This is a genomic window from Butyrivibrio sp. X503 (genome assembly GCF_003625475.1).
Classification (GTDB): Bacteria; Bacillota; Clostridia; order Lachnospirales; family Lachnospiraceae; genus Butyrivibrio.
Genome location: NZ_RAIQ01000007.1, coordinates 30,988 through 51,611 on the forward strand (window position 1 = coordinate 30,988; position 20,624 = coordinate 51,611).

The 20,624-nt window shown below is 41.5% G+C and carries 23 protein-coding genes; 4 read left to right on the top strand and 19 right to left on the bottom strand.

Annotation, left to right across the window (positions count from 1 at the left end; all coding sequences use genetic code 11):
• Positions 1-128: 128 nt before the first annotated feature.
• Positions 129-1,382 carry a serine/threonine transporter SstT gene (sstT, locus tag D6853_RS12425; protein ID WP_120658332.1) on the bottom strand — a complete coding sequence of 418 codons (1,254 nt, stop codon included), beginning with the start codon at positions 1,380-1,382 and terminating at the stop codon, positions 129-131.
• Between the two features lie 65 nt (positions 1,383-1,447).
• Positions 1,448-2,542 carry an MFS transporter gene (locus D6853_RS12430; RefSeq protein WP_120658333.1) on the bottom strand — a complete coding sequence of 365 codons (1,095 nt, stop codon included), beginning with the start codon at positions 2,540-2,542 and terminating at the stop codon, positions 1,448-1,450.
• A gap of 227 nt (positions 2,543-2,769) precedes the next feature.
• Here D6853_RS12430 and D6853_RS12435 point away from each other — a divergent pair, with 227 nt between their 5' ends.
• Entirely contained in the window at positions 2,770-3,333 is a 564-nt protein-coding gene (locus tag D6853_RS12435) for an alpha/beta hydrolase (RefSeq protein WP_120658334.1), read from the top strand.
• A 6-nt stretch (positions 3,334-3,339) separates the two neighbouring features.
• Here D6853_RS12435 and D6853_RS12440 read toward each other — a convergent pair whose 3' ends face one another.
• The 6 genes from D6853_RS12440 to D6853_RS12465 all read right to left on the bottom strand — a co-directional run bounded on the left by D6853_RS12440 (position 3,340) and on the right by D6853_RS12465 (position 8,780).
• Positions 3,340-4,560, bottom strand: coding sequence for a hypothetical protein (locus D6853_RS12440; protein WP_120658335.1), 1,221 nt, complete (start codon positions 4,558-4,560; stop codon positions 3,340-3,342).
• 22 nt (positions 4,561-4,582) lie between these two features.
• Complete coding sequence (locus D6853_RS12445; protein ID WP_120658336.1) at positions 4,583-6,070, bottom strand: 4Fe-4S dicluster domain-containing protein; 1,488 nt, start codon at positions 6,068-6,070, stop codon at positions 4,583-4,585.
• 61 nt (positions 6,071-6,131) lie between these two features.
• Positions 6,132-6,659 carry a cysteine hydrolase family protein gene (locus D6853_RS12450; protein ID WP_120658337.1) on the bottom strand — a complete coding sequence of 176 codons (528 nt, stop codon included), beginning with the start codon at positions 6,657-6,659 and terminating at the stop codon, positions 6,132-6,134.
• 12 nt (positions 6,660-6,671) lie between these two features.
• Positions 6,672-7,490 (bottom strand): MBL fold metallo-hydrolase, encoded by an 819-nt coding sequence (locus D6853_RS12455; RefSeq protein WP_120658338.1) that lies wholly within the window; start codon positions 7,488-7,490, stop codon positions 6,672-6,674.
• A gap of 25 nt (positions 7,491-7,515) precedes the next feature.
• Positions 7,516-8,082, bottom strand: a complete 567-nt coding sequence (locus tag D6853_RS12460) for a GNAT family N-acetyltransferase (protein WP_120658339.1) — start codon at positions 8,080-8,082, stop codon at positions 7,516-7,518.
• Positions 8,083-8,108: 26 nt separating this feature from the next.
• Positions 8,109-8,780 (bottom strand): DUF5680 domain-containing protein, encoded by a 672-nt coding sequence (locus tag D6853_RS12465; RefSeq protein WP_120658340.1) that lies wholly within the window; start codon positions 8,778-8,780, stop codon positions 8,109-8,111.
• Between the two features lie 115 nt (positions 8,781-8,895).
• Here D6853_RS12465 and D6853_RS12470 point away from each other — a divergent pair, with 115 nt between their 5' ends.
• Entirely contained in the window at positions 8,896-9,360 is a 465-nt protein-coding gene (locus D6853_RS12470) for a GNAT family N-acetyltransferase (RefSeq protein ID WP_120658341.1), read from the top strand.
• Between the two features lie 30 nt (positions 9,361-9,390).
• Here D6853_RS12470 and D6853_RS12475 read toward each other — a convergent pair whose 3' ends face one another.
• The 5 genes from D6853_RS12475 to D6853_RS12495 are packed head-to-tail and all read right to left on the bottom strand — an operon-like array spanning position 9,391 to position 13,076.
• Positions 9,391-9,873, bottom strand: coding sequence for a DNA-deoxyinosine glycosylase (locus D6853_RS12475; protein WP_120658342.1), 483 nt, complete (start codon positions 9,871-9,873; stop codon positions 9,391-9,393).
• The gene (locus D6853_RS12480; RefSeq protein ID WP_120658343.1) at positions 9,870-10,382 is read right to left on the bottom strand and encodes a GrpB family protein; all 513 of its coding nucleotides are present in this window, start codon (positions 10,380-10,382) and stop codon (positions 9,870-9,872) included. The genes D6853_RS12475 and D6853_RS12480 overlap by 4 nt, the downstream gene beginning before the upstream one ends.
• A complete protein-coding gene (locus D6853_RS12485; RefSeq protein ID WP_120658344.1) occupies positions 10,379-11,176 on the bottom strand; it encodes a class I SAM-dependent methyltransferase in 798 nt (265 codons plus the stop codon). Before D6853_RS12485 ends, D6853_RS12480 begins: the two co-directional genes overlap by 4 nt.
• Before the next feature lie 44 nt (positions 11,177-11,220).
• Positions 11,221-12,372, bottom strand: a complete 1,152-nt coding sequence (locus tag D6853_RS12490) for a sensor histidine kinase (RefSeq protein WP_120658345.1) — start codon at positions 12,370-12,372, stop codon at positions 11,221-11,223.
• Entirely contained in the window at positions 12,372-13,076 is a 705-nt protein-coding gene (locus D6853_RS12495; RefSeq protein WP_120658346.1) for a response regulator transcription factor, read from the bottom strand. The genes D6853_RS12490 and D6853_RS12495 overlap by 1 nt, the downstream gene beginning before the upstream one ends.
• Before the next feature lie 158 nt (positions 13,077-13,234).
• On the opposite strand from D6853_RS12495, the gene D6853_RS12500 reads away from it, so the two are divergent.
• Both D6853_RS12500 and D6853_RS12505 read left to right on the top strand, forming a co-directional pair.
• The gene (locus D6853_RS12500) at positions 13,235-13,954 is read left to right on the top strand and encodes an ABC transporter ATP-binding protein (RefSeq protein ID WP_120658347.1); all 720 of its coding nucleotides are present in this window, start codon (positions 13,235-13,237) and stop codon (positions 13,952-13,954) included.
• A gap of 2 nt (positions 13,955-13,956) precedes the next feature.
• Positions 13,957-15,477 carry an ABC transporter permease gene (locus D6853_RS12505; protein WP_120658348.1) on the top strand — a complete coding sequence of 507 codons (1,521 nt, stop codon included), beginning with the start codon at positions 13,957-13,959 and terminating at the stop codon, positions 15,475-15,477.
• Between the two features lie 69 nt (positions 15,478-15,546).
• On the opposite strand, the gene D6853_RS12510 is transcribed toward D6853_RS12505, so the two are convergent.
• The 6 genes from D6853_RS12510 to D6853_RS12535 all read right to left on the bottom strand — a co-directional run bounded on the left by D6853_RS12510 (position 15,547) and on the right by D6853_RS12535 (position 20,579).
• Positions 15,547-16,191 (bottom strand): AAA family ATPase, encoded by a 645-nt coding sequence (locus D6853_RS12510; protein ID WP_120658349.1) that lies wholly within the window; start codon positions 16,189-16,191, stop codon positions 15,547-15,549.
• Between the two features lie 206 nt (positions 16,192-16,397).
• Positions 16,398-17,168, bottom strand: coding sequence for a class I SAM-dependent methyltransferase (locus D6853_RS12515; RefSeq protein WP_120658350.1), 771 nt, complete (start codon positions 17,166-17,168; stop codon positions 16,398-16,400).
• Positions 17,165-18,127 carry an adenosine deaminase gene (locus D6853_RS12520; RefSeq protein WP_120658351.1) on the bottom strand — a complete coding sequence of 321 codons (963 nt, stop codon included), beginning with the start codon at positions 18,125-18,127 and terminating at the stop codon, positions 17,165-17,167. Before D6853_RS12520 ends, D6853_RS12515 begins: the two co-directional genes overlap by 4 nt.
• 33 nt (positions 18,128-18,160) lie before the next feature.
• Complete coding sequence (locus D6853_RS15505) at positions 18,161-18,589, bottom strand: NUDIX hydrolase (protein ID WP_120658352.1); 429 nt, start codon at positions 18,587-18,589, stop codon at positions 18,161-18,163.
• Between the two features lie 296 nt (positions 18,590-18,885).
• A complete protein-coding gene (locus tag D6853_RS12530) occupies positions 18,886-19,776 on the bottom strand; it encodes an aminoglycoside 6-adenylyltransferase (RefSeq protein WP_120658353.1) in 891 nt (296 codons plus the stop codon).
• 47 nt (positions 19,777-19,823) lie between these two features.
• Positions 19,824-20,579 carry a class I SAM-dependent methyltransferase gene (locus D6853_RS12535; protein WP_120658354.1) on the bottom strand — a complete coding sequence of 252 codons (756 nt, stop codon included), beginning with the start codon at positions 20,577-20,579 and terminating at the stop codon, positions 19,824-19,826.
• Positions 20,580-20,624 lie beyond the last annotated feature (45 nt).

Consider the following 20,624-nt stretch of genomic DNA (forward strand, 5'->3'; position numbering starts at 1 on the left):
ATATTATATGCCGACATATTGAAAAGGTCAAAAGAATTTGCTAATAATTTGCAATTTTACCACAAAATGCAAATTATGTCTCATTACAGCAAAAAACCCGCAGCATAGCTGCGGGTAAAAACTTTTTATCAGATATCAACCTTTGTTGTTCCGCCAAGGAAAGTCGGAAGTGATTTGCCTTCTCTCTTCCACTGAGCATACTCAGCAGTTGCGGCAAACATCACGTCTCCCGATGAATTAAGTGCTGTTTCTACAGAATCCTGAACAACACCTATGATAAAGCCAACCGCTACAACCTGCATCGCTACATCGGGATTAACTCCAAAGAGCGAACATGCCATAGGGATAAGAAGAAGCGATCCGCCGGCAACGCCCGATGCTCCGCAAGCTGCAAGCGTTGAGATGATAGCAAGTATAAGCGCGGTTGCAAATGACACATGAATTCCTACAGTGTTAGCTGCGGCAAGAGCCATAACAGCGATGGTGATCGCAGCTCCGTCCATGTTGATGGTTGCGCCGAGAGGAATAGAAACAGCATACAGTTCTTTATCCATTCCGAGCTTCTCGCAAAGTTCCATATTAACAGGTATGTTGGCAGCGGAGCTTCTTGTAAAGAACGCTGTTACTCCAGATTCTCTGAGGCATCTGAACACAAGCGGATAAGGATTAACCTTAAGTGTGATCGCTGCAAGAAGAGGATCGATAACAAGTGCCACAACAAGCATACATCCTACAAGAAGTGCAAGAAGCTTGCCGTAATCGGTAAATATCGCAAGACCGTTGGTCGAAACGTTCTCGTAAACAAGACCCATGATTCCGAAAGGTGCAAGATTGATTATCCACTTAACCGCAGTAGATACCATATTTGAGAAGTCCTCAAGTACCTTCTTGGTGCTGTCGCTTGCGACCTTCTTTGCAGCAAGTCCCAATATAACCGCCCAAAACAAAATACCTATATATCTACCCTCAAGAAGTGCTCCGACAGGGTTAGCCACCATATTTACGAGCAAATCTGAAAGCACCTGTCCCACTCCTGTAGGAACGGCCTCAGTCTGATAAGCCTCTGCGAGCATTATCGTCTGAGGAAAAACAAAACTTCCCACAACCGCTACCACAGAAGCAAGCAGCGTGCTTACCATATACAAAACAATTACAGATACAAATCTTCTGTCGAGCTTATCGTTTCCCTGCGCGAGCGCGGAAATAACAAGCACAAATACAAGTACGGGAGCAACCGCCTTAAGTGCTCCTACAAATATCTTTCCAAACAGCGTGATAACTGCCAGATCCTTGAATAATAACCCCAAAATTGTTCCAAGAACAAGACCGCACAAAATGCGGATGATCAAACTTACACTATTATAAGCCTTTACTATTTTCATACCTTCTCCTTTCAAGTCTGATATAGCATAATTTTATCACTTCAACCCGATAACGTAAAACAGAATCATACCACAGACACGATAAATCCGAACAAAGGTGACAACGCTATCATCACGATCGAGAAGGAAAAAGAATTAACGGATACAAGTGTCGCCCTCTGATCTGAAGGTATCATTGTATTTAGTACCACATCAGACCTTACGCAGAGCAGCGTATCGGAAAATGAACCGATAAATCCGCCAATCACCATCAGGATACTGTTCCCGGTCAGTATTGATGCTACGGAAAGTGTCACGCCAAACGCCCCTATCATTGCAATATGCTTAAACCTTCTGCCTGCCATCAGCTTTGCGGCAAACGCGCCAAGCACCGCTCCCATTCCCATTATAAAAAGAGCCGGTCCCAGCATGAGCTCCGGAAGTCCTGCAATAGGAAGCTTTGCCTGTAAAAAGAAAAGAATGAGCGTCGCCGATGATCCGACAAACGCATTCAAAACTATGATCTGCCTTGCCCTCTTATTTTCTTTTATAAAAGCAACGCTCTCTTTTGCGACTTCAACAAATCTCTTTTTAATACTCGCTTCTTTTGAAAGCTCGGTAGAAATTTCTTTTAACGAAAGAGCTATACCTATGCTCAGGATCCCCATAAACACATCAACCGCGTAAGCTCTTTTATATCCGAGCATGAGCGCCACGCCCGCCATAAGCGTTGCTATGGAACTTGTAATCTTATATATCACCATATCGGCCGAAGCAAATCTGTCGTATTCACTCTCGATATCCGCTTCTTTGAGACTGTCATACGCAAGTGCTTCTCGTGTTCCCGACGCAAGATTATAGCTTAGCGCCCCCGGGATCATTGCAAGCGCCACCATCCAAAACGAATCCGATACGATCAAAATGATTCCGGAAAGTACCGACATGATCCTTCCGACTACCATGACCTTCTTTCTTCCGAACACATCGGCAATGGCTCCCGACGGAACTTCAAAGAACATACTCGCAACATGAAATATACTCTCCGCAAGTCCGATCTCAACCATGGAAAAGCCTCTTGCCGCAAGCAGCGCCACCCATGATGCTCCCGCGATCATAAGCGCGCTTGTTCCGTCCAATAACAATAATTTTTTTATCTGTTTTCTCGCATTATTTTTATTCATAAAAAAACTCCTTATCTTTTTAGTTCAAAAAATAAGGAGATAACTACGCTTTATAGATATTTTCTATCCCAAAAATCATCTAAAAAAGAGCGCACTATCCCCGTAAACCGCCAAAAAGTTACCTTTCATCAGATGAATATTGGTTGTTTTCCAGGTCATTCATGTGCTCCTTTCTTCGGAAAGTATGATATCATTAATTTATAGATTTAGCCAGAGAGGGGGGCGCTATGTACGCAGAAAAACTTGCAGTTATTTTCCCGGGTATCGGTTACACTCACGATAAGCCTCTTTTGTATTATGCAAAAGAAATGGCTAGAGAGCATGGGTATAAAGTTATAGAGATAACTTACAAACTGCCCTACAAATCGCACGAGGTTAAGGGCAAGGAAGAAGTTATGCATTCTGTTTTCGAGATAGCGTTAAAACAGACCATCGATCAGCTTAAGGATGTAGAATTCGATAGATATGAGGAAGTTCTTTTTATCGGAAAGAGCATCGGAACAACTCTTGCCGGCTATTACGCATGGAAGAACGAGATCAACGCAATTCACATCGTTCTGACTCCCGTTGCTGAAACCTTTAAATTCCTTGAAGGCGTTAAAGCGATTGTTTTTCACGGAACTGCGGATGCATGGTGTGACACCGAACTCGCAAGAAAACAATGCTGCGAGCTAAATCTTCCGCTTCACGAAATACAGGGAGCAAACCACTCTCTCGAAACAAAAGAGACAATAAAGGATATCAAAAATCTCAAGGGAGTCTTTAAACAGATAGAAGTCTTTCTGTTTTGATCTTTATCAGGAAAGTGCAAGCATTATTCTGCTCTCTCTAAGTGTTTTGGACTGCTCATAGTCGTATTCTATCGTGTTGATATTGGCATTTGGATACATCTGCCGAAGCTTTTTTAGAATACCTCTCTCCGCCACGTGACTTACCAGACAGCCGAACGGATGCACTATCAGTATCTTGTCATATCCCTTTTGAAGCATGTCTGTCACTTCCGCAAGAACAAGCCAGCCGTCACCTATATTGTAGTACTCGCTAAGGAGTTCATTTGCCGTCTTTTTCATTTCATAAAACGATCCGTCCGCTACAAATCCGTTTTGTTCCAAAAGCTCTTTTATCTTATTCTGCATCTTGATCATCCGATCCATAAAAAACTTATATGCCTTTAATGCAGCTTTTGGCACCATATTAAGCTCTGCGGATTTCATCTCGGTATAAACGACATAAATGCAATAGTTCAAAAAACCTTCCATTCTGTAATCCATGTCGTGGTCTTTAAGAAAATCCTCAAGATGTCTGTTTCCTATAGGCGAACATTTTATATAGATCTCTCCCGCCACACCGACCTTGGTAAGCGGCTTCTCATCCTTGGTATAGCAAGGTATATTTTTAAAATCAGAAATAATTTCCTGATAAATATTGTTCTTTAATAAAAGATTTTTCCCTATGGAGATATTTTCCGAAAGCTTATCTATCCAATTTCGATAAAGCAGATCTGTCGCGCCCTTATTCTTCTCATAAGGCCTTATCTGCTGGTAAAGACTCATAAGAAGATCGCCGTAGCACACCGCAGCGATCGCACCAAAAAGCATTTTTAAATTGATCTTAAATCCCGGATGACTCTCCGCTCCTCTAAAATTCAAAGAAAGAACGGGAATCTTGTACCCGCTCTTTTTTACACATTGAATAATAAGATCGTAGTAATTACCTGCTCTGCATGCGCCTCCTGCCTGAGGCTCAAGGATGGCGGTCCTGTCAAGATCGACATTTCCCGAAGCGATATGTGCCATGAGATTGCCGATAATGTCTATCGCGCATGTACAATAGGCAGAGTTGATAAACCTAAATGCATTCTCGGGCACTCTTTCATACTCTGGTACAACCGCCAGGTTATAGCCACCATATTTAAACGCCGCGATAAGAAGCTCATTGTGATAATGAAGCATATCCGGCATGTATATGGTATGTGTCTTTTTCATTTTTGAAGTAAAAAGCGTGTTGTCCCTGTTCACTTACAATTCCTTGTTCTTAAATTCAATCGGGAAGATCTATCTTCTTGCCGTCTCTGTGCATCGAAAACTTGTCCATAGGATACTTCTTGAGGTTCTCAAGAACCTTTCTGTCATCTGCCTTGGCAAGGAGGTTCTCTCTTGCCTTGGTGATCTCAATCTCGGTCTTATGCTTGGAAGGTCCGCCCACACAACCTCCGGGACATACCATGCCCTCGATAAAGTCATCGGGGAATCTTCCTGCCTTAAGAAGCAAAAGAGCTTTCTTACACTCGTTGCCTCCCGCAACCTGATGGAGCTTAAGATTGCTCACATCTTCTCCTCTTTCTTTCATGCATTCAATAACCGCATTGGCAACGCCGCCGCTTGTTGCAAAACGTTTGCCCCAGATGGAAGACTCCTGATACTCATCTGTAACAGGTTCAAAATCTATATCTTTTGATCTCATAAGAGCTCGTAGCTCACCGTATGTCACAACAAAATCAGCGTTATCCGGAACACTCTCATCCTGCGCTTCCGACTTCTTGGCAATACAAGGTCCTACAAATACAGTCACGCAACCGGGTCGAGTTGCCTTAAGATATCTTGAGATCGCACACATAGGTGAAACCGTTGAAGACATATTGTTCTCAAACTGCTCGGGGAAGTGCTTCTTAAGCATGTTGATAAATGCAGGGCAGCAAGACGTTGTCATCTTCTTACCTTCAGCATATGCTTCTGCCCACTCTTTTGACTCATAAGCAGCTGTCATATCTCCGCCGAGACCGACCTCGACCATATCCGCAAAGCCAAGCTTGATTAGCGCTTGCTTAACGGAAGCCATGGAAATATCTTCTCCGAACTGGCCTTCTGTAGCGGGCGCACACATAGCGATAACTTCTTTTCCGGACTTAATGGCTTCTATGATCTGAACAAGGAATGTCTTTGATCCGATAGCTCCGAAAGGACAATTGTGAATGCAGTGACCGCACTGGATACACTTGCTCTCATCAATCTTACAATAGCCGTTCTCATCATAAGTGATTGCGCCTACAGGACATGCCTTATGGCATGGACGCTCAAGATGAACTATTGCTCCGTAAGGACATGCATTTGCGCACATTCCGCACTCTTTGCACTTGGTAGAATCAATGTGCATCCTGACATCGCCGGGATGGATTGCATCAAATTTACATGAGTTAAGACAAGCCTTTCCCATACAGAAACGACAGTTATCCGTTACGGAAAAAGCATGAATAGGACATTCGTCACATGCAGGATCGATTACCTGAACAATGTTTTTGGATCCTTCGTTGTATGAGGTGCTCTGTCCGCACGCCAGGCGAATTCTCTGTCTGACGATCTCACGCTCTTTGAAAACGCAGCATCTGTAAACAGGCTTTGGTCCCGGAGCAAGTTCATAAACAAGCCTATCCTTGTGCTCCTCATCAAGCTCACCTTGCCACGCAAGCTTGCAGACTTCTACCATTATCCTGTGTTTAAACGCAACCAGTCCCTTGTCATTTGTAATCATAATATTCTCCCACCTAAAAATATTAATAGTTACATTTATGATCCCTTGCCGGATCTTACTCTCACTCTTTTATTCTGTTTCTTGCCTCGTCCATGGAGATGCATTTGGCGTATCTCGGATCCCACATGAACTCATTGTAATAGCGATAGCAGGTTGCCCTATCCATGAAATCGCTGTCAAATGTTGAATTGGTATATTCCGGAACCAGAACTTCAAAGCCGTTATCAAAGCCGGTTCTTATCGTCGCATCAATGCAAAAATTAGTTTGAAGACCCACAATCATTATGGTCTTCTCACCTTTTTCTTTTAAGTAATCCAAAAGACCTGTCGAAGGATGAAGCGCGCTGTTTACAGCCTTTGTATATATCTTTTCTCCTTCTTTAGGTGCAAATTCATCATATATCTCATAGTCCGGGTCGCCTTTGCTAAAACCGGATCCGGGACCGTCGTCATGCTGAACATAAATAACTTCTTTTTTATTGTCTCTTGCGAGCTGAATGAGTTCTTTAATATTCGACTTTAATTTTTCAAATTCATAAAGTCTGTCATCAGTGATTCCTTTTTGAGTATCGATTACAAGTAAAACCATGTTGTCTCCTTTTCAGAACTCTTTTACAAGCCCCACATGAAGCTGCTCAAGCTTATCTCCAAGCTCCTCTTTCATGATACCATAAGCCTTGCCCATAGTGCAGTGTCCTGTGCAAATATATTCAATCCCGGTCTCGCTGATATTCTTAGCAACTTCTTCAACTTCTTTTTTACTCTTGTTATACAGATGGAAGCCTCCGATAAGGCCGTAGATATGCTTATCAGGGAAAGTACTCTTAATCTCATTAATGATATTTACAGCGCCACCGTGAGAACAGCTGTTAAGTATAACAAGGCCTTTTTCGGTCTCTATTACAAGGCTCTGCTCATGCGAGAAATCGTCAGGCTTTAATCTTCCGCCGACCTTGGTATACATCTTTTCTCTTTTCCCTATAAGATCAAGGCACGACGATTTGTGAGGTATAAGATAAACGCCGTCGCAGAGCTTATAATCACCCGATACGAACTCTATTCTGTCTCCGTAGTCCCTGATAACATTCTTTGGGATTCCGATATATCTTCTGAATATCAGATAATCTATCGCATAACAATTTTCCGCCGTGGTTTCCCTAAGATAAAACTTAGCTTTCTTGTTATCTTCAAAAAATCTGGGCATGCCGTTAGCATGATCGTAGTGCGCGTGGCTAAGAACCGCGTAGTCTATATCTTTGATGTCGAATCCGAGCTTTTGAAGATTCTCGGCAAAAAGATCGGACCCGCCGGCGTCAAGAAGAATCTTTTTATCATTGTGCTCGATCAGGATCGAAAGTCCCCATTCGCCCTTTAATTCCTGTCCTGCTTTGTTATCAACTATTACTGTAAGTTTTGTCATCATGTTCCCCTTTACCTGATATATCTTATTTCTTGATAGTCCAATAGCAATTATAACCGTAGTTGTCATTGCCACCAATTAATAATCTGTCGGTCTTCTCAAAACCGTATTCTGAGAACGCCTTTGCACGCTCAACGGCGTACAGCGGAACTTTGGATATTATCTCGTCGCAGTCAAAAAGTTCATATGCAGGCGGGATAATAATCTCCAAGATGCTCTTTAATTCTTCCGCCTTTTCATACTTACTTCCGACATCTAGTCTGATAAGTCCGACATGTCCGAAGCTTCCGTCAGGTTCTCTGTGGAACATCTCTATCGTTCCGATTGCTTTGTTTGAAGCTTTATCGACGATCGTCCATCTCACAAAATACTTTTGTTCATAGGAATAGAGCCAGAAATCTACCGCTTTATCCATCAGCTCTTTTGTATTGTAAAAGAAATTGTCACCGTGGCAATTGTCACTGTTAAAAAAAGGAAGCGCATTCTTATCTCCGTAAACTTCAAGAAGATCGTCCGAATCTTCCTTCTTCACAAAGCGAAGAAGATATTTGTCATTTTCAAGTACCGGGCAAGTCTCATAAACGTTATTCATTCTGTCCTCCTGTTTAAGCATTCTTTTTATTTCATAAGTCCGCCGTGGAATACACATTCGTAGACTTTTTTATCATCAAGATAAATCTCTTCGAATCCCTGAAACCATGCAAAATCTCCGGTCACCCTGCATCTGTATGTGAACTCTCCCGACTTATACATCTCGGGGCCTCGGTATGGCATGTTTTTATCTGCATGCAAAAGAGCTTCCTTAAGGAAATCTCCGCTGAATCTGTCATCGAGTACTCTTCCCATGTAATTCATGGCATAAACCGCGATATCTTTTTCCCAGATCGCCTCTTCTCCGGCAAACTTCTCGCCGCCGACATAAGTATCGTGATACTTGTAATCTCCGCTCTCATAACCAAAATCGTGAGAAGTATATCTTGTCGACTCAACCTCATTGATCTTGGCAGCGTATGTGTTTTTATTGGCTTCAAGCCTGAATGCGATCAGCTCTTCAAGATCTGTCGGCTGCGTGGAAGATATATTGACTGCGCAGTCCCTGTCCTTGACGAGGTAATCAACGCTCACATTCATAAGGTCGCTTATCTGTATAAGATTAGCTATATCGGGATATGCTTGTCCAGCCTCCCACTTGGCAACCGCCTGTCTGGACACTCCAAGCTTCTCAGCCAGCTCTTCCTGCGTAAGCGCATTATTCTTTCTAAGTATTTGTAATTTATCGGGAAATATCATATTTATCACCTCCAAGAGGTATCATATATAAGAATCATTCTCAGTAACATTACCCGGAGGTTGCATTTTTGCTACTTTCTTTATACATTTATAATATCACAGGGAGGACGACATCATGGAATACAAAATTGCTACACCCGAAGATATTGACCTTTTGACCACTTCAAGGATCGAGGTCCTTCGCGCAGCCAACAAACTCGAGGCTTCCGTAGACATGTCAGAAGTCGAGGCTTCTTCCAGAGAATATTACAAAAGAGCCTTAGAAGACGGAACTCACACTGCCATCCTTGTCATGGACGGCGATTCTTTTGTCGGTGCAGGCGGAGTCAGCTACTATGAAGTAATGCCTACATACCACAATCCAAGCGGAAAGAAGGCGTACATCATGAACATGTACACCAATCCTGCTTATCGCAGACAGGGCATCGCTATCAAGACTTTGGATATGCTGGTACAAGATGCCAAGAAACGCGGTATCACCCAGATATCACTCGAAGCAACGGATATGGGCAGACCCTTATATGAAAAATACGGATTTATAGATATGGATGCAGAAATGGAGCTTGTTGATGCCGATTAACCCGGCACAACAGCTCCATATTTTATTTCGTTATTTACTCGTTTTTATAATCTTCCACGCGTCAATCAGCTTTTCCATATTCCACGCCGCGTTCGCGGGACTTGTTGATGGCAGGCAGATGGCAGATCTTTCAATAATCTTTTCCGTATATTTCTTATAATACTTTTCCGCAGTCTTTCCGTTTACGTAAATCGCTTCAACATTGGAATTATCCAGAATGGTTTTTAGATCATTCGGTGTTACGTTCTTTATGCTCGAATCGGACGATCCCGTTATATCGCATGAATGAATAACATCCCAGAGCGCTATCTTATTTCTTTTTAAAAGAGCCTTCTTCTCCGGAATTGTATTCGGAACTTCCTCATCGAAAACCGCAGCGATAACTTTCCAAAATCTGTTCTGCGGATGTCCGTAGAAAAACTGTGCCTCCCTCGATTTCACAGAAGGGAAACTTCCAAGTATAAGCACTCTTGAATTCTTGTCATAAAGAGGCGGTATCGGATGAACGATCATCTTAATGCAAGCTCCTTGTAGATTTTCTCTATTACAGGCGATTTATATTCGATGTATTTTTCAATATCTTCAGGGTATTTTTTTGCAGCTTCAAGTTTTATATTGCTGTATTCTATGACCGCACTCGGATTCTCTCTAAGATAATCTCTGAACATCAAATGCCGTTTCAGTTCCTCGGAATCTTCGGGACATACATATAAGTGATGCGTCTGCAAATGCTCTTTTCCCTCATATGCAAAAGCTTCTCTTCCCTCTATCCCAAGATTACCTTCATGAATATATCCTATTCCACTGAGAGCTTTGATTACTGCTTGCAAGTCATCCAACTTAACCACAACATCAATATCTATAATGGGTTTCGCCGCAAGTCCTTCAACAGAAGTACTTCCGACATGCTCGATAGATACCGCCAGATTTCCAAGCGCCGCTTCCAGTTCATTTTTTATTTCTATAAAATTATGCTTCCACTTCTCATCATATGGAAGAACTACTACATAGTTTGTTCTCATTTCTTTTTACCAGTTATAATTACATGATTACTCATACCAAGAATAGATTTTTCTTTACATACAGAAAGGTGATATTCAAGCCAAGTATTGAACTTCTCTTCGCTCCATGTATCTGCAACATCTGCTAGCATAGGTAATATCCCATCCTGTGCGAAGTGCGATATTATTTCCACATTATTCTTTGCAAACAGTTCTTCCATCTCATCTGCCGACGAATAATAAGTATCAGTCCAAAAGCACTTGGGATCATCACTGTGAAGTTCTCCTGTATCTCTTATCTGAGACAGAAGCCTTCCATCAATATACTTTTCATCAGCGGTCACGATCATCTGATTGAGGTAGAATTTCGGGACATATGCCACTACAAGCAGTCCATCTTTTCGCAATACTCTGAGTGATTCCTCGATACATTTATTTCGCATGTTCTCTTCTGTTAAATGATAAAAAGGCCCCATGTTGAGAACCACATCAAAAGAATCATCGGAAAACATGCTCATATCAGTTGCGTCAAGAACAGCAGTTGTCATCTTGTATGGCTTATTTGCAAGCTGTTCATTTATGATATCAATATGGCGCGGCGTGAGGTCTGTCGCTGTAACGTTATACCCTTTATCGGCAAGATAAAAAGCATACGCACCTGTTCCCGCAGCGCAGTCCAATATTTCTTTTGAGGAATCGCCAATGATATCATCAAACATTCTTACCGTTGTAAGAAATTCTATCTTTCTTGCGTTATTGGTCGTTAAGCGATCTTCCTCGCGATAATTTTCATAGTAATCAACAACATTGTTCATGGTGGTACTCCTGTTTCATAAGCGCTTATTTATTCCTCATATTATCACATATCTATTTCGCATTTGAAATATTCATTTTCTTCCGAAGAAAAACGTACCGCGTACTTATACTTTTTTGCAACCTGCTTTACAACGCGGATTCCAAGACCGTGTTCGGGAAGGTACGAATTCTTAATTTTGGCATTCAACAACTTTATCTTTTGCTCACTTGCACCTTGCCCGTTATCACTTACGACAAGTTTTGCCTTGCCTTTGCCTCGATCTGATAACGTAACCGTTATCTCACAACCCTTTTCGTTATGAACGATAGAGTTGGTAATAATATTCTCAAGCATGCGTCTGATAAGCATGACATCCGCCTGAATACTGTAATTCTCGAGCTTCTCATCTACCTGAAGATCAAACGAATAATCTTCATAGGTATTTATATAGTCGCACAAAATCTCTCTTAGAAGTGATGTGAGATTGATCTTTTCATTATTCCATTTGCCTGTTCCGGCTTCGAGTTTGTTCTCGGTATTAAGATTGCCTATCAGATCTCTGATCTTGAAGCACTGCTTTTCCTCCACGCTTCCTTTTTCCACAGATCCCATGACTATACTAAGAGGAGTTCTTATGTCATGCGAAACTCCTGCGATCCACTCTGTCCGCGCTTTCTCTCTGTTGATCATCCACTTGCGAGTGATCAAAAAAGGTAATAGCAAAAGAATCAGCACATTAGCAAAGAACATATATGGTCCGAATTTAATCATGCCGTCCATGGTATTCGCATTTATTTCCAGACAGTATTTCCATCTGCTTCCTTTAGGATGTCCGATCACAAGAATCCCATCATCTCTTGTCCATGTATAAGTGGGATAGTCATTCAAATACCACCGCGTAAAAGAAGCCACATCTTTTATCCCATAAGAATCCGGAATATCCGAAGGCATATTGTGATTCCATATAACGCTTCCCAAATCATCTATGATCATGGCAAAAGAACCGGTTTTATCAAGCAGTTCATACACCGATCCGTCAACCTGATACTCACCGTCTGCGCATATGATCTTCTCAGATACTTTTTCTATATGAGACGTATTGAGATAATTCTCTTGCTTTTGAACGCATATAAAAAACAAAACAAAAATGTCGATCACGATCAATGACGCCAAAACCAGCATCATGGAAAGTAGATATCCGGATATTTTTTTCATTACTTCCTACCTCTGATATTCAGCCTGTATCCCAGCCCTCGAACCGTCTGCAAATACTCAGGCTTCGACGGATCTTCTTCAACTTTTTCACGCAGTCTCCTTACATGAACTATAAGCGAGTTCTCAAGTCCATAACTACCGTCCGGCCAAAGCGTATCCATAAGGGCGTTCAGCGAAACAATTTTCCCTTGATTGTCATATAGTTTGGAAAAAAGCTGAAACTCTTTTGCGGTAAGTTCTACTTCGCCATCGGGTCTTTTTACGATTCCCGACGATAGATCCACTCTCACCGTGCCAAGCTCAACGACCGTATTCTCCGTCAAATGATACGTCCTTCTAAGAACCGCTTTTATACGCAAAAGAAGTTCTTCGGGAGTATAAGGTTTTGTCACATAGTCATCGGCACCAAGCCCTAGTCCCTTTAATCTGCTTGTTTCTTCATCTCTTGCAGAAAGAAAAATAACAGGAATATTTATCCCTCTCTTTTTCCACGACTCATATAGAGAAAGCCCGCTTACACCGGGCATCATTATGTCCAGAACGACCAGATCTGCCTGCTCTTTTTCCATGATCTTATCTGCTTCTTCTCCGTTTAATGCATACAGTACATTATTAAATCCATTCTCAGATAAGAGCTTTTTATTGATTTCTAAAATCTGTTTCTCATCATCCACCAAAAGGATTCTGCAATCTGATAACACCATAATTTCTTCCTCTTTCCGATTTAAATATAAGTATACACATATCACTTTCGAAATGAAATAACCGCGCTTACCGCGTAAGGTAAATGTAATGTAGCCGTCATGTTCAGGTAATCTTCCCTTTTTATACTAAGCTTATCAAATATACGGAGGACATACTGATGAAAAAATATGTAATTGAAACCTACGATCTTTGCAAAAAGAGCGGTCGCAAATACAGAATAAAAGATGTCAATTTAGCAGTTCCGAAAGGATGTATCTATGGTTTTCTCGGTCCCAACGGTGCGGGAAAGACTACCACAATGAAACTTCTTCTCGGACTTATACAACCTGACGGCGGAAGCATGGAAGTTCTCGGAAAAAAGATGTCTCCCAAGAACAGATTTGAAATTAATACAAAAACCGGAAGTCTTATTGAAAGCCCGGGATTCTACGGACATCTCACCGGTCAGGAAAATCTTGAGATAATTGCTCGCTACAAAAAACTCGGTGCATGCGATATAAAAGAAGCTCTTAAAACAGTCGGTCTGTATGAGAGAAAAGACGACAAAGTAAAAAACTATTCGCTCGGAATGAAGCAGCGACTCGGTATCGCGATGGCGCTGATGGGAAGACCTGAACTGATCATCTTGGACGAACCCACAAACGGTCTTGATCCCGCAGGTATAAATGAGATCAGAAATCTTGTAAAAAGTATTCCGGAAAGATACGACTCAACGGTCATCATTTCAAGCCATCTTCTTTCCGAAGTTGAGCAGATCGCTGACTACGTAGGGATCATCAACAAAGGACATATGATCTATCAGGGTCTTTTATCTGAACTTGAGATCGGTGATGCTTCTCTTGAAGAAGTATTCCTCGAAATGACAAAAGGAGCTTAAAAATGGATATTATCGGAAATCTTTTTATAGAACTGAAAAAGCATAAGCGTCGCTTCAATCTGCTGTTATTTCCTTTGATAATTGTTTTGGAGATAGCATTTATAATGGGAAATTATGGTGGTCAGAGGGGTTCTGCCGATGGATGGATGATTCTTTTTTATATTATTCCCATCATAAACTGTTTATTTTTCCCGGTTACGATAGCGGGCTTTGCTTCCAGATTAATGGATATTGAACATAAGGGAGAAATGCTTAAGTGCTTGTATACCTTCACCACACCGCAAAGAATCTTTTTTACAAAATACTTTTATGGTGCAATATCCACACTCATACTTGTTGTAATGCAATGCGGATCGGTCATTCTCTGTTGCAAGATTCTTGATTTTGACAGCACTTTCCCGGTTAAATATCTTTTTATCCATGGAATGACCACGTACATAACCTGCATGACGTTACTTAGCCTCCACCTTATGCTGGCATATTTTTACAGAAATCAGGCAGTTAGTATTTCAGTTGGAATACTGGGAAGCTTTACAGCCTTTTTCTCTTTGTTCCTTCCCTCAACAATTATACAAAAGCTCCTTCCTTGGGAGTCGTTCGTGACAAGCGGATTTATCACAATGGATTGGGACAGGGACACAAGAGATATCTCATACACTCTCTGTAATCCCGACTATACACCTGTGATCATCTGTATTGGCTGGATAATTCTTTTTACATGCATCACTCTTATTTTGCTCAAGAGATCAGGTGTAGAGGAAACAGAAAAAGCAAATAATAATCGAAAGACCAAGAGGGTTCTTCTCCACAAGCGTCCGGTTGAGATTTTGAAATTAAAGGGTTCTCCTGCATGGATTGCCTTTTTCATTGTTCCCGCAATATCTGCAGCGATAGGAACCGTAAATTATCTCGGTAATATCAGTATCTTAAAAGACGGTTGGTACTCACTGTGGACTCAGCATACTTTGTTTTTATGCTATTTCTTCATGCCCGTTATCATCGGAATTTTTACGGGATGTATCTGGAGAGTTGAACACACAGGAACAAATATGAATCTTATGATGACTCATCAAAGACCTGCGATGATAGTACTCGGCAAATATGCAGCAACATGTTTCATTACATCTGTTTCGCTTATCTGGGTCGTAGCCTTATATCTTATTTCCGGCTCGATCATACATATGGACGGAACTCTTCCGTCCGGAATCATTCAATGGTTAATCATGGGAATCCTAAGTTCCTGGGTTATATGTGCTTTCCAGGTTCTTGTTTCCTTGGTTATAAGGAATTTTATTCTCCCCGTGATAGTTGCTTTCCTTGGCGGTTTCGCCGGCTTGTCATGTATAGCAAAGGGCGCCCCTTACCTCACCCCATTTTCTTTGTTTGACATTGCCATGAACCAAAAGGAATTAGGAACTATAGATATAAGATCATTCACCCTTTCATCCATCATCTTTATAACTGCTTTTATCATGATCGCTATCATGTATCTTAGCTGTACCGATGTAAGATCCAATGAATGATCTTACATAAGAAAAAGAACAGCAGAGCATTTATCACATGCTTTGCTGTTCTTTATTTACTCTATCAATTTAGGAAAGACCCAAATGCTTTTCAACAAGAGCTACCGTTTCATCAACACTTCTGCTACTATCTCTTTCGACCCAGAAATACTTGCTGTTCTTAATGTCATTGTATTTCTCAATATTGAGTTCATACAATGTCTGCTTGCAAGTCTTCTTAGCTTTTTCATAGTCAGTCGCACTATGGATATAATCACTGAAGTCTTGATGGTCCGGGCGGTCGCAATAGGTTTCTACAAGATCTGTCGGATCGGATATCATGAATGCAGCCTTTGAATGATCCGATAGCTTTTCTATCTGATCAATAGACAAATGGCAATCACAGATGATCGGTCCGTTCTGCGAAAGCTTAATCAGATCAAGAATTATAAAATCCAACTGTTCGTCCATCATTGCCTCAAGCCAGGCTCTATAATCTTCTACGCTTCTTCCGAAGAATTCATCAGCATCCTTGAACGTTTTGTTCATGTTTGGCTGATGCTCAGCATCCGAGATGGACTGATGGAACGCAAACTGCTCATCAATATCATAAACCGGAATATTGTGCTTCTTCCCTAAAGCTTTTGAAACTGTGCTCTTTCCGCCACAAGGTGTTCCTGTAATAAAATACACATTACGTAAATACTCTTTGAGTATGTTATCTTGAAATATCATTTTGATTCTCCTTTATTATTAAGTTTTGTCTACAGAAATTCCTTTGTAGCATGAAACCAATAATAAAGTTTCATGCTATCAGATATTTCTTAATTTTCTAAACATCACCACGATAATGTTCTCCTTTCATAAAATAGTCTTGGCGTCTGCCTCTGTCATTCTAACACGGCTCAAGTACATAAAACAAGTGTCCGCATATATACTCCTTATAGCTTTCTGGCCTTAATACAAAATGAAAGCGGAAGCATTTTTGCTTTTCTCATCTTGGGCTCTGCATCTTCCGGTGCATTCAAAGCCTCTTTGTCACTTTCTTCCACGAGCTGCTCGATCACAAATCCCGCTTTGGCAAGAGCGTTGATATACGTGGATATCTTGCGATTGCACAATACGATCTCACTGTCATGCACCGGCATTTTAAAATAGGATTCGTCAAAATAGCTTTTTGTCATCTCGAGCTTATCATCATGCAATACTACTTTTCTTTCCTTAGTATCCCATGCCATGCAATAGTTCAAGGTATGATGCCAGCTAAAGATAAAAGTTCCGTCCTTTTTAAGATACGATGCGATCTTATCAAAAGTCCCCTGCAGATCAGTCGTCCATCCGATTCCGTAGATAGAATAAACGTAGTCAAAATAGTCCTTTGGAACAACAAGCTTGTCTTCCATCTTGGCGCATATCAAATTAGCGGAATACCCGTTTTCTTTCAAAAGCTTTTCTGCAGTATCAAGCTGCTTTTGCGACAGATCGACTCCCCATAATTCTCCTGCTCCTCTCTGAGCATTATAGAGTAAAGAGTGTCCGCTTCCGCAGCATATCTCAAGCATCTTCTTACCGCTTAGATCACCAAACAAATGCAGTTCGTCTTCTGTCGGAAAGTAAACGCCGTATTGTGGAAGCGCTGTCGTACCAAACCAAAGATCTGCATGTTCGTTCCAGTAATTCTTATTGATCTCAATTATCTCTTCGTCTCTCATTTGCTTTTTGCTTTCAATCCATTATTGCGAATATCATCAAGTTCCTCAACGTTAAGGCAACCGCTTTTATATAATCTTAGATATTCCTTGGAAACATCCGAATCAAAAATAAGAACATCATCGGAATTGATAGTTACGTCTACACCGCTTCGATAGAGCTCCGCAATGGGATGCGTCTTTAAATTTTCCACTCTTCCCAGAAGATAATTACTGGAAGGTGTGATATTTAATCTAATGTGATTGTCTATGAGAAACCTTATAACAGAAGGATCTTCTACCGCCGCTATGCCATGTTGTACCTCATCAAGTTCAAGGCACTCTACTGCGCGGCGTACATCCTCCGCTGTTCCCCACTCTCCAACATGCGCTTTAAGTCTAAGTCCTTCTTCTCTAGCACGTCGATAGATGGTCTTAAAATTCTCTATAGGCTGCGCCAGCTCGTCGCCGTATAGATCAATAGAATAAAAAGCTTTGCATCCCCAAAAATTCGAAAGGCAATCTTCCAAGTATGCAATATCGCAATGTCTGGACATGCCAATCTGTAATCTCAGCTCGATATCAGGCGAGATCTCTTGATGCGCTGTCTCAAATGCCGATACGAGTTCATCTATATCGTTATGAAAAAACTCGTTTAGCCCCCAGACATCTTCACCTATTTCAAGAATAGTCACGCCATCTTCCTTGGCCTGAACAAATGCAGCCTTTATAAGCATCTTCCGCCCTTCGGTGGAATTAAAATAATCTCCTATGTTTTGGGAATTCCATGTATGCATCTCATCCATGGACTGAAGCGGCTTTGTGATCGGCTCAATATCTTTTGCCGAATGCTCTAACAAGAACTTTCTGCTTCCACCAAGCACAAAATGATTGTGCAGATCAGCCTTTGGGCATTTTTTGATAGCATCAAGATCCTCTTGTTTCAGAGCATCTATAAATAACGTCTTTCCTTCATTTATCATTTATCTTTTATTCCCCGCAACTTTCGTCAAAAATTATATGATCCCTCTTCGCTCCGCTTCCTCCATTAATTTGGGCTGGATCAGAGGGTATGTCCAATTATCAGGTAACCTGTCCGTGATCTCAATTCGCTCAATTTCACTGTGAAGTTCCGACTCAAAAGAGTGGATATCTGCATAGCAAAGCAATCCAAAGGTTTCTTTACCATCGAAATTATCCGGTGCAGTAACTGAATAAACACAGACCGGCTTAAGCTCATGATCGATAGCGCCTGTCTCCTCGTACAATTCCCTCTTAGCGGTGTCTATGATCGCTTCTCCGACTTCTCTGTGACCTCCCGGTATCTCCAGTGTGTCTCTTTCCTTATGCTTACAGAAAACCCATTTACCATCTGTCTTCGCGATGATAACTGCAAATTTCAGTAAGCTGTCATCTACCTCATCATAAAACTTTACTTCAACCATTTTATAGTTCTCCTTATTCCCATATGTTCCACTGAATTAAATTCTAGCAAATGCGCCTGACTCAAACAACAAAAAATCAAGCCGCTGCGCTGCACCTCTGCAGCACGCGGCTTGACATATAATTTATTATTCCAGTTCGCAAATACAACTTTGCTTTGCAGAAGTTACTGCTTTTCAGATTCAATCTTCTTTAAAGTATCATCTAATATCTCTTTGAATGTATCTACTGTACTTTTTGAAGTTTGTATTGTCATTTTATTGTCACGGGTGACAAGATGATTCTAACATTGTCTCGCTCATGCGTCACCCACGTTTTCAAAAAAGCTTACCGCATTTTCATCCATTTCTTTCACAGTACTGAAGTATTTGAAACTATTATCAGCTTCCTGCCTGTCAAAGACGAAATTGCCATGTTCTGCCACCCATTTTGACACATCATAGAACAGCCGGCACATAGATTCCACGACGCTCCACATGTCGTTAACATCGGCGCCGCAATAAGTGTCCAGATACTTCTGCCACTCTTCCTCAGAGAGCCATTTCTTCATATATTTTCCGGATTTACCAACACTGACAGAAAAATCGGTCAGCTCTCCTATTTTCCAGGAAAGCATCTTTTCAAGTTGCTTTCTGACCACGAAGTTCAACATATCCTGTGCGTATGTCACTTCTTTTCTCCAAAGGCCCTTTGCGACATTGTTAAGGCACCACCAGAATTCGTTGCAGACGGCCGCATACTGTTCCTTTGACGGCCGATGGACTAAATAAGTTTCTTCCGATGCCTCGGGAATCGGCGGAAGAATTCCATCTTTATCAAGCAAAATCTTGCACAAGCTGTCTTCCGTAACATTTTCCTTTGCATGTGGGATCGATTTCACAGTAAGATCCAGCCGGTTCCCATCCGTGAAGATCATAAGCCAGCCATAGGAGTTTTCTTTATCACTCGGATAATCCGGATGTTCGTCCGGGTACTGCATAAACAGAATATCCCCGAATCGCCTGATCCACTCCTTGTCCCGAATAAAGGATCCGGTTTCTTTTACGACATAAACAATGTCATAATCCTGAAAAATATCCTTTGGTGCAATGGGATTGGTTCGTGATCCATTCATATAAACGGCACGGATCCTGGCATCTTCCTTCGCTGTACGCAGGATCAGTTCCATCATCTCTTTCTCTGTGCGCATTTATCATTTACCCCCACATTATTGATTAAGAGTCTCAGACATTTCTTTCAGCCCTTTCTTGCAATCGCAGTAAACTCTCCCGGGAGTTTCTCATTCTCCCATGAAGGATGCTCATCAAAACGCTCCAAAGTAAATCCATTCCCTATAATGGAATTGATGATCTCGCTGATGGTGTACTTCCTATAATGGCATTTCGGAATCTGCCTACGTATTTCCTCATCATAAAACCTTGCATGCGCCATCTCACCTTCAAAGATACCTGTTGAGAAATAACTCATGGTTGGTTGCTGGAGACCTAAAATATCAGAGATTTTGGTAAATGGATGGAAGTCGCTACAAATCACCTTTCCACCGGGCTTAAGCAGTCCGTTCATCATGTTCATAAAAGCATCTATATCATGAAAATAGTGAAGGATTCCACCTTCCATGAATACGACATCAAAGAAACCGGCATACTTGTCCATATCGATTTCCATGATATCGCAAACTTCATAGCCTATGTTTACACCTGCAGCTTCAGCTGTTTCCACGGCATATTTCTTATTGGCTTCGGAAATGTCAAAAACGGTAACCTCCGCCCCAAGCAAAGCCAGCGGTATTGCTTTCTTTCCGCAGGATCCGCATATATTGGCAACCTTGATACCATCAAAAGAATCAAAGTAGTTTACATACTGTTTCAGCATTTTCTTGGGATTTTCTTTATCCTTTAATGCCCTTTCTTCCGGTGTCCCTGCAGTTCTCACCCAGAAATCGTAAGCATCGAACTCCCAAGCTTTCTTATGTTGTTTACTGTAATCTTCCAAAACCGTTATCCTCCCGGCATTTTATATGGACATTTATCCCTCAAG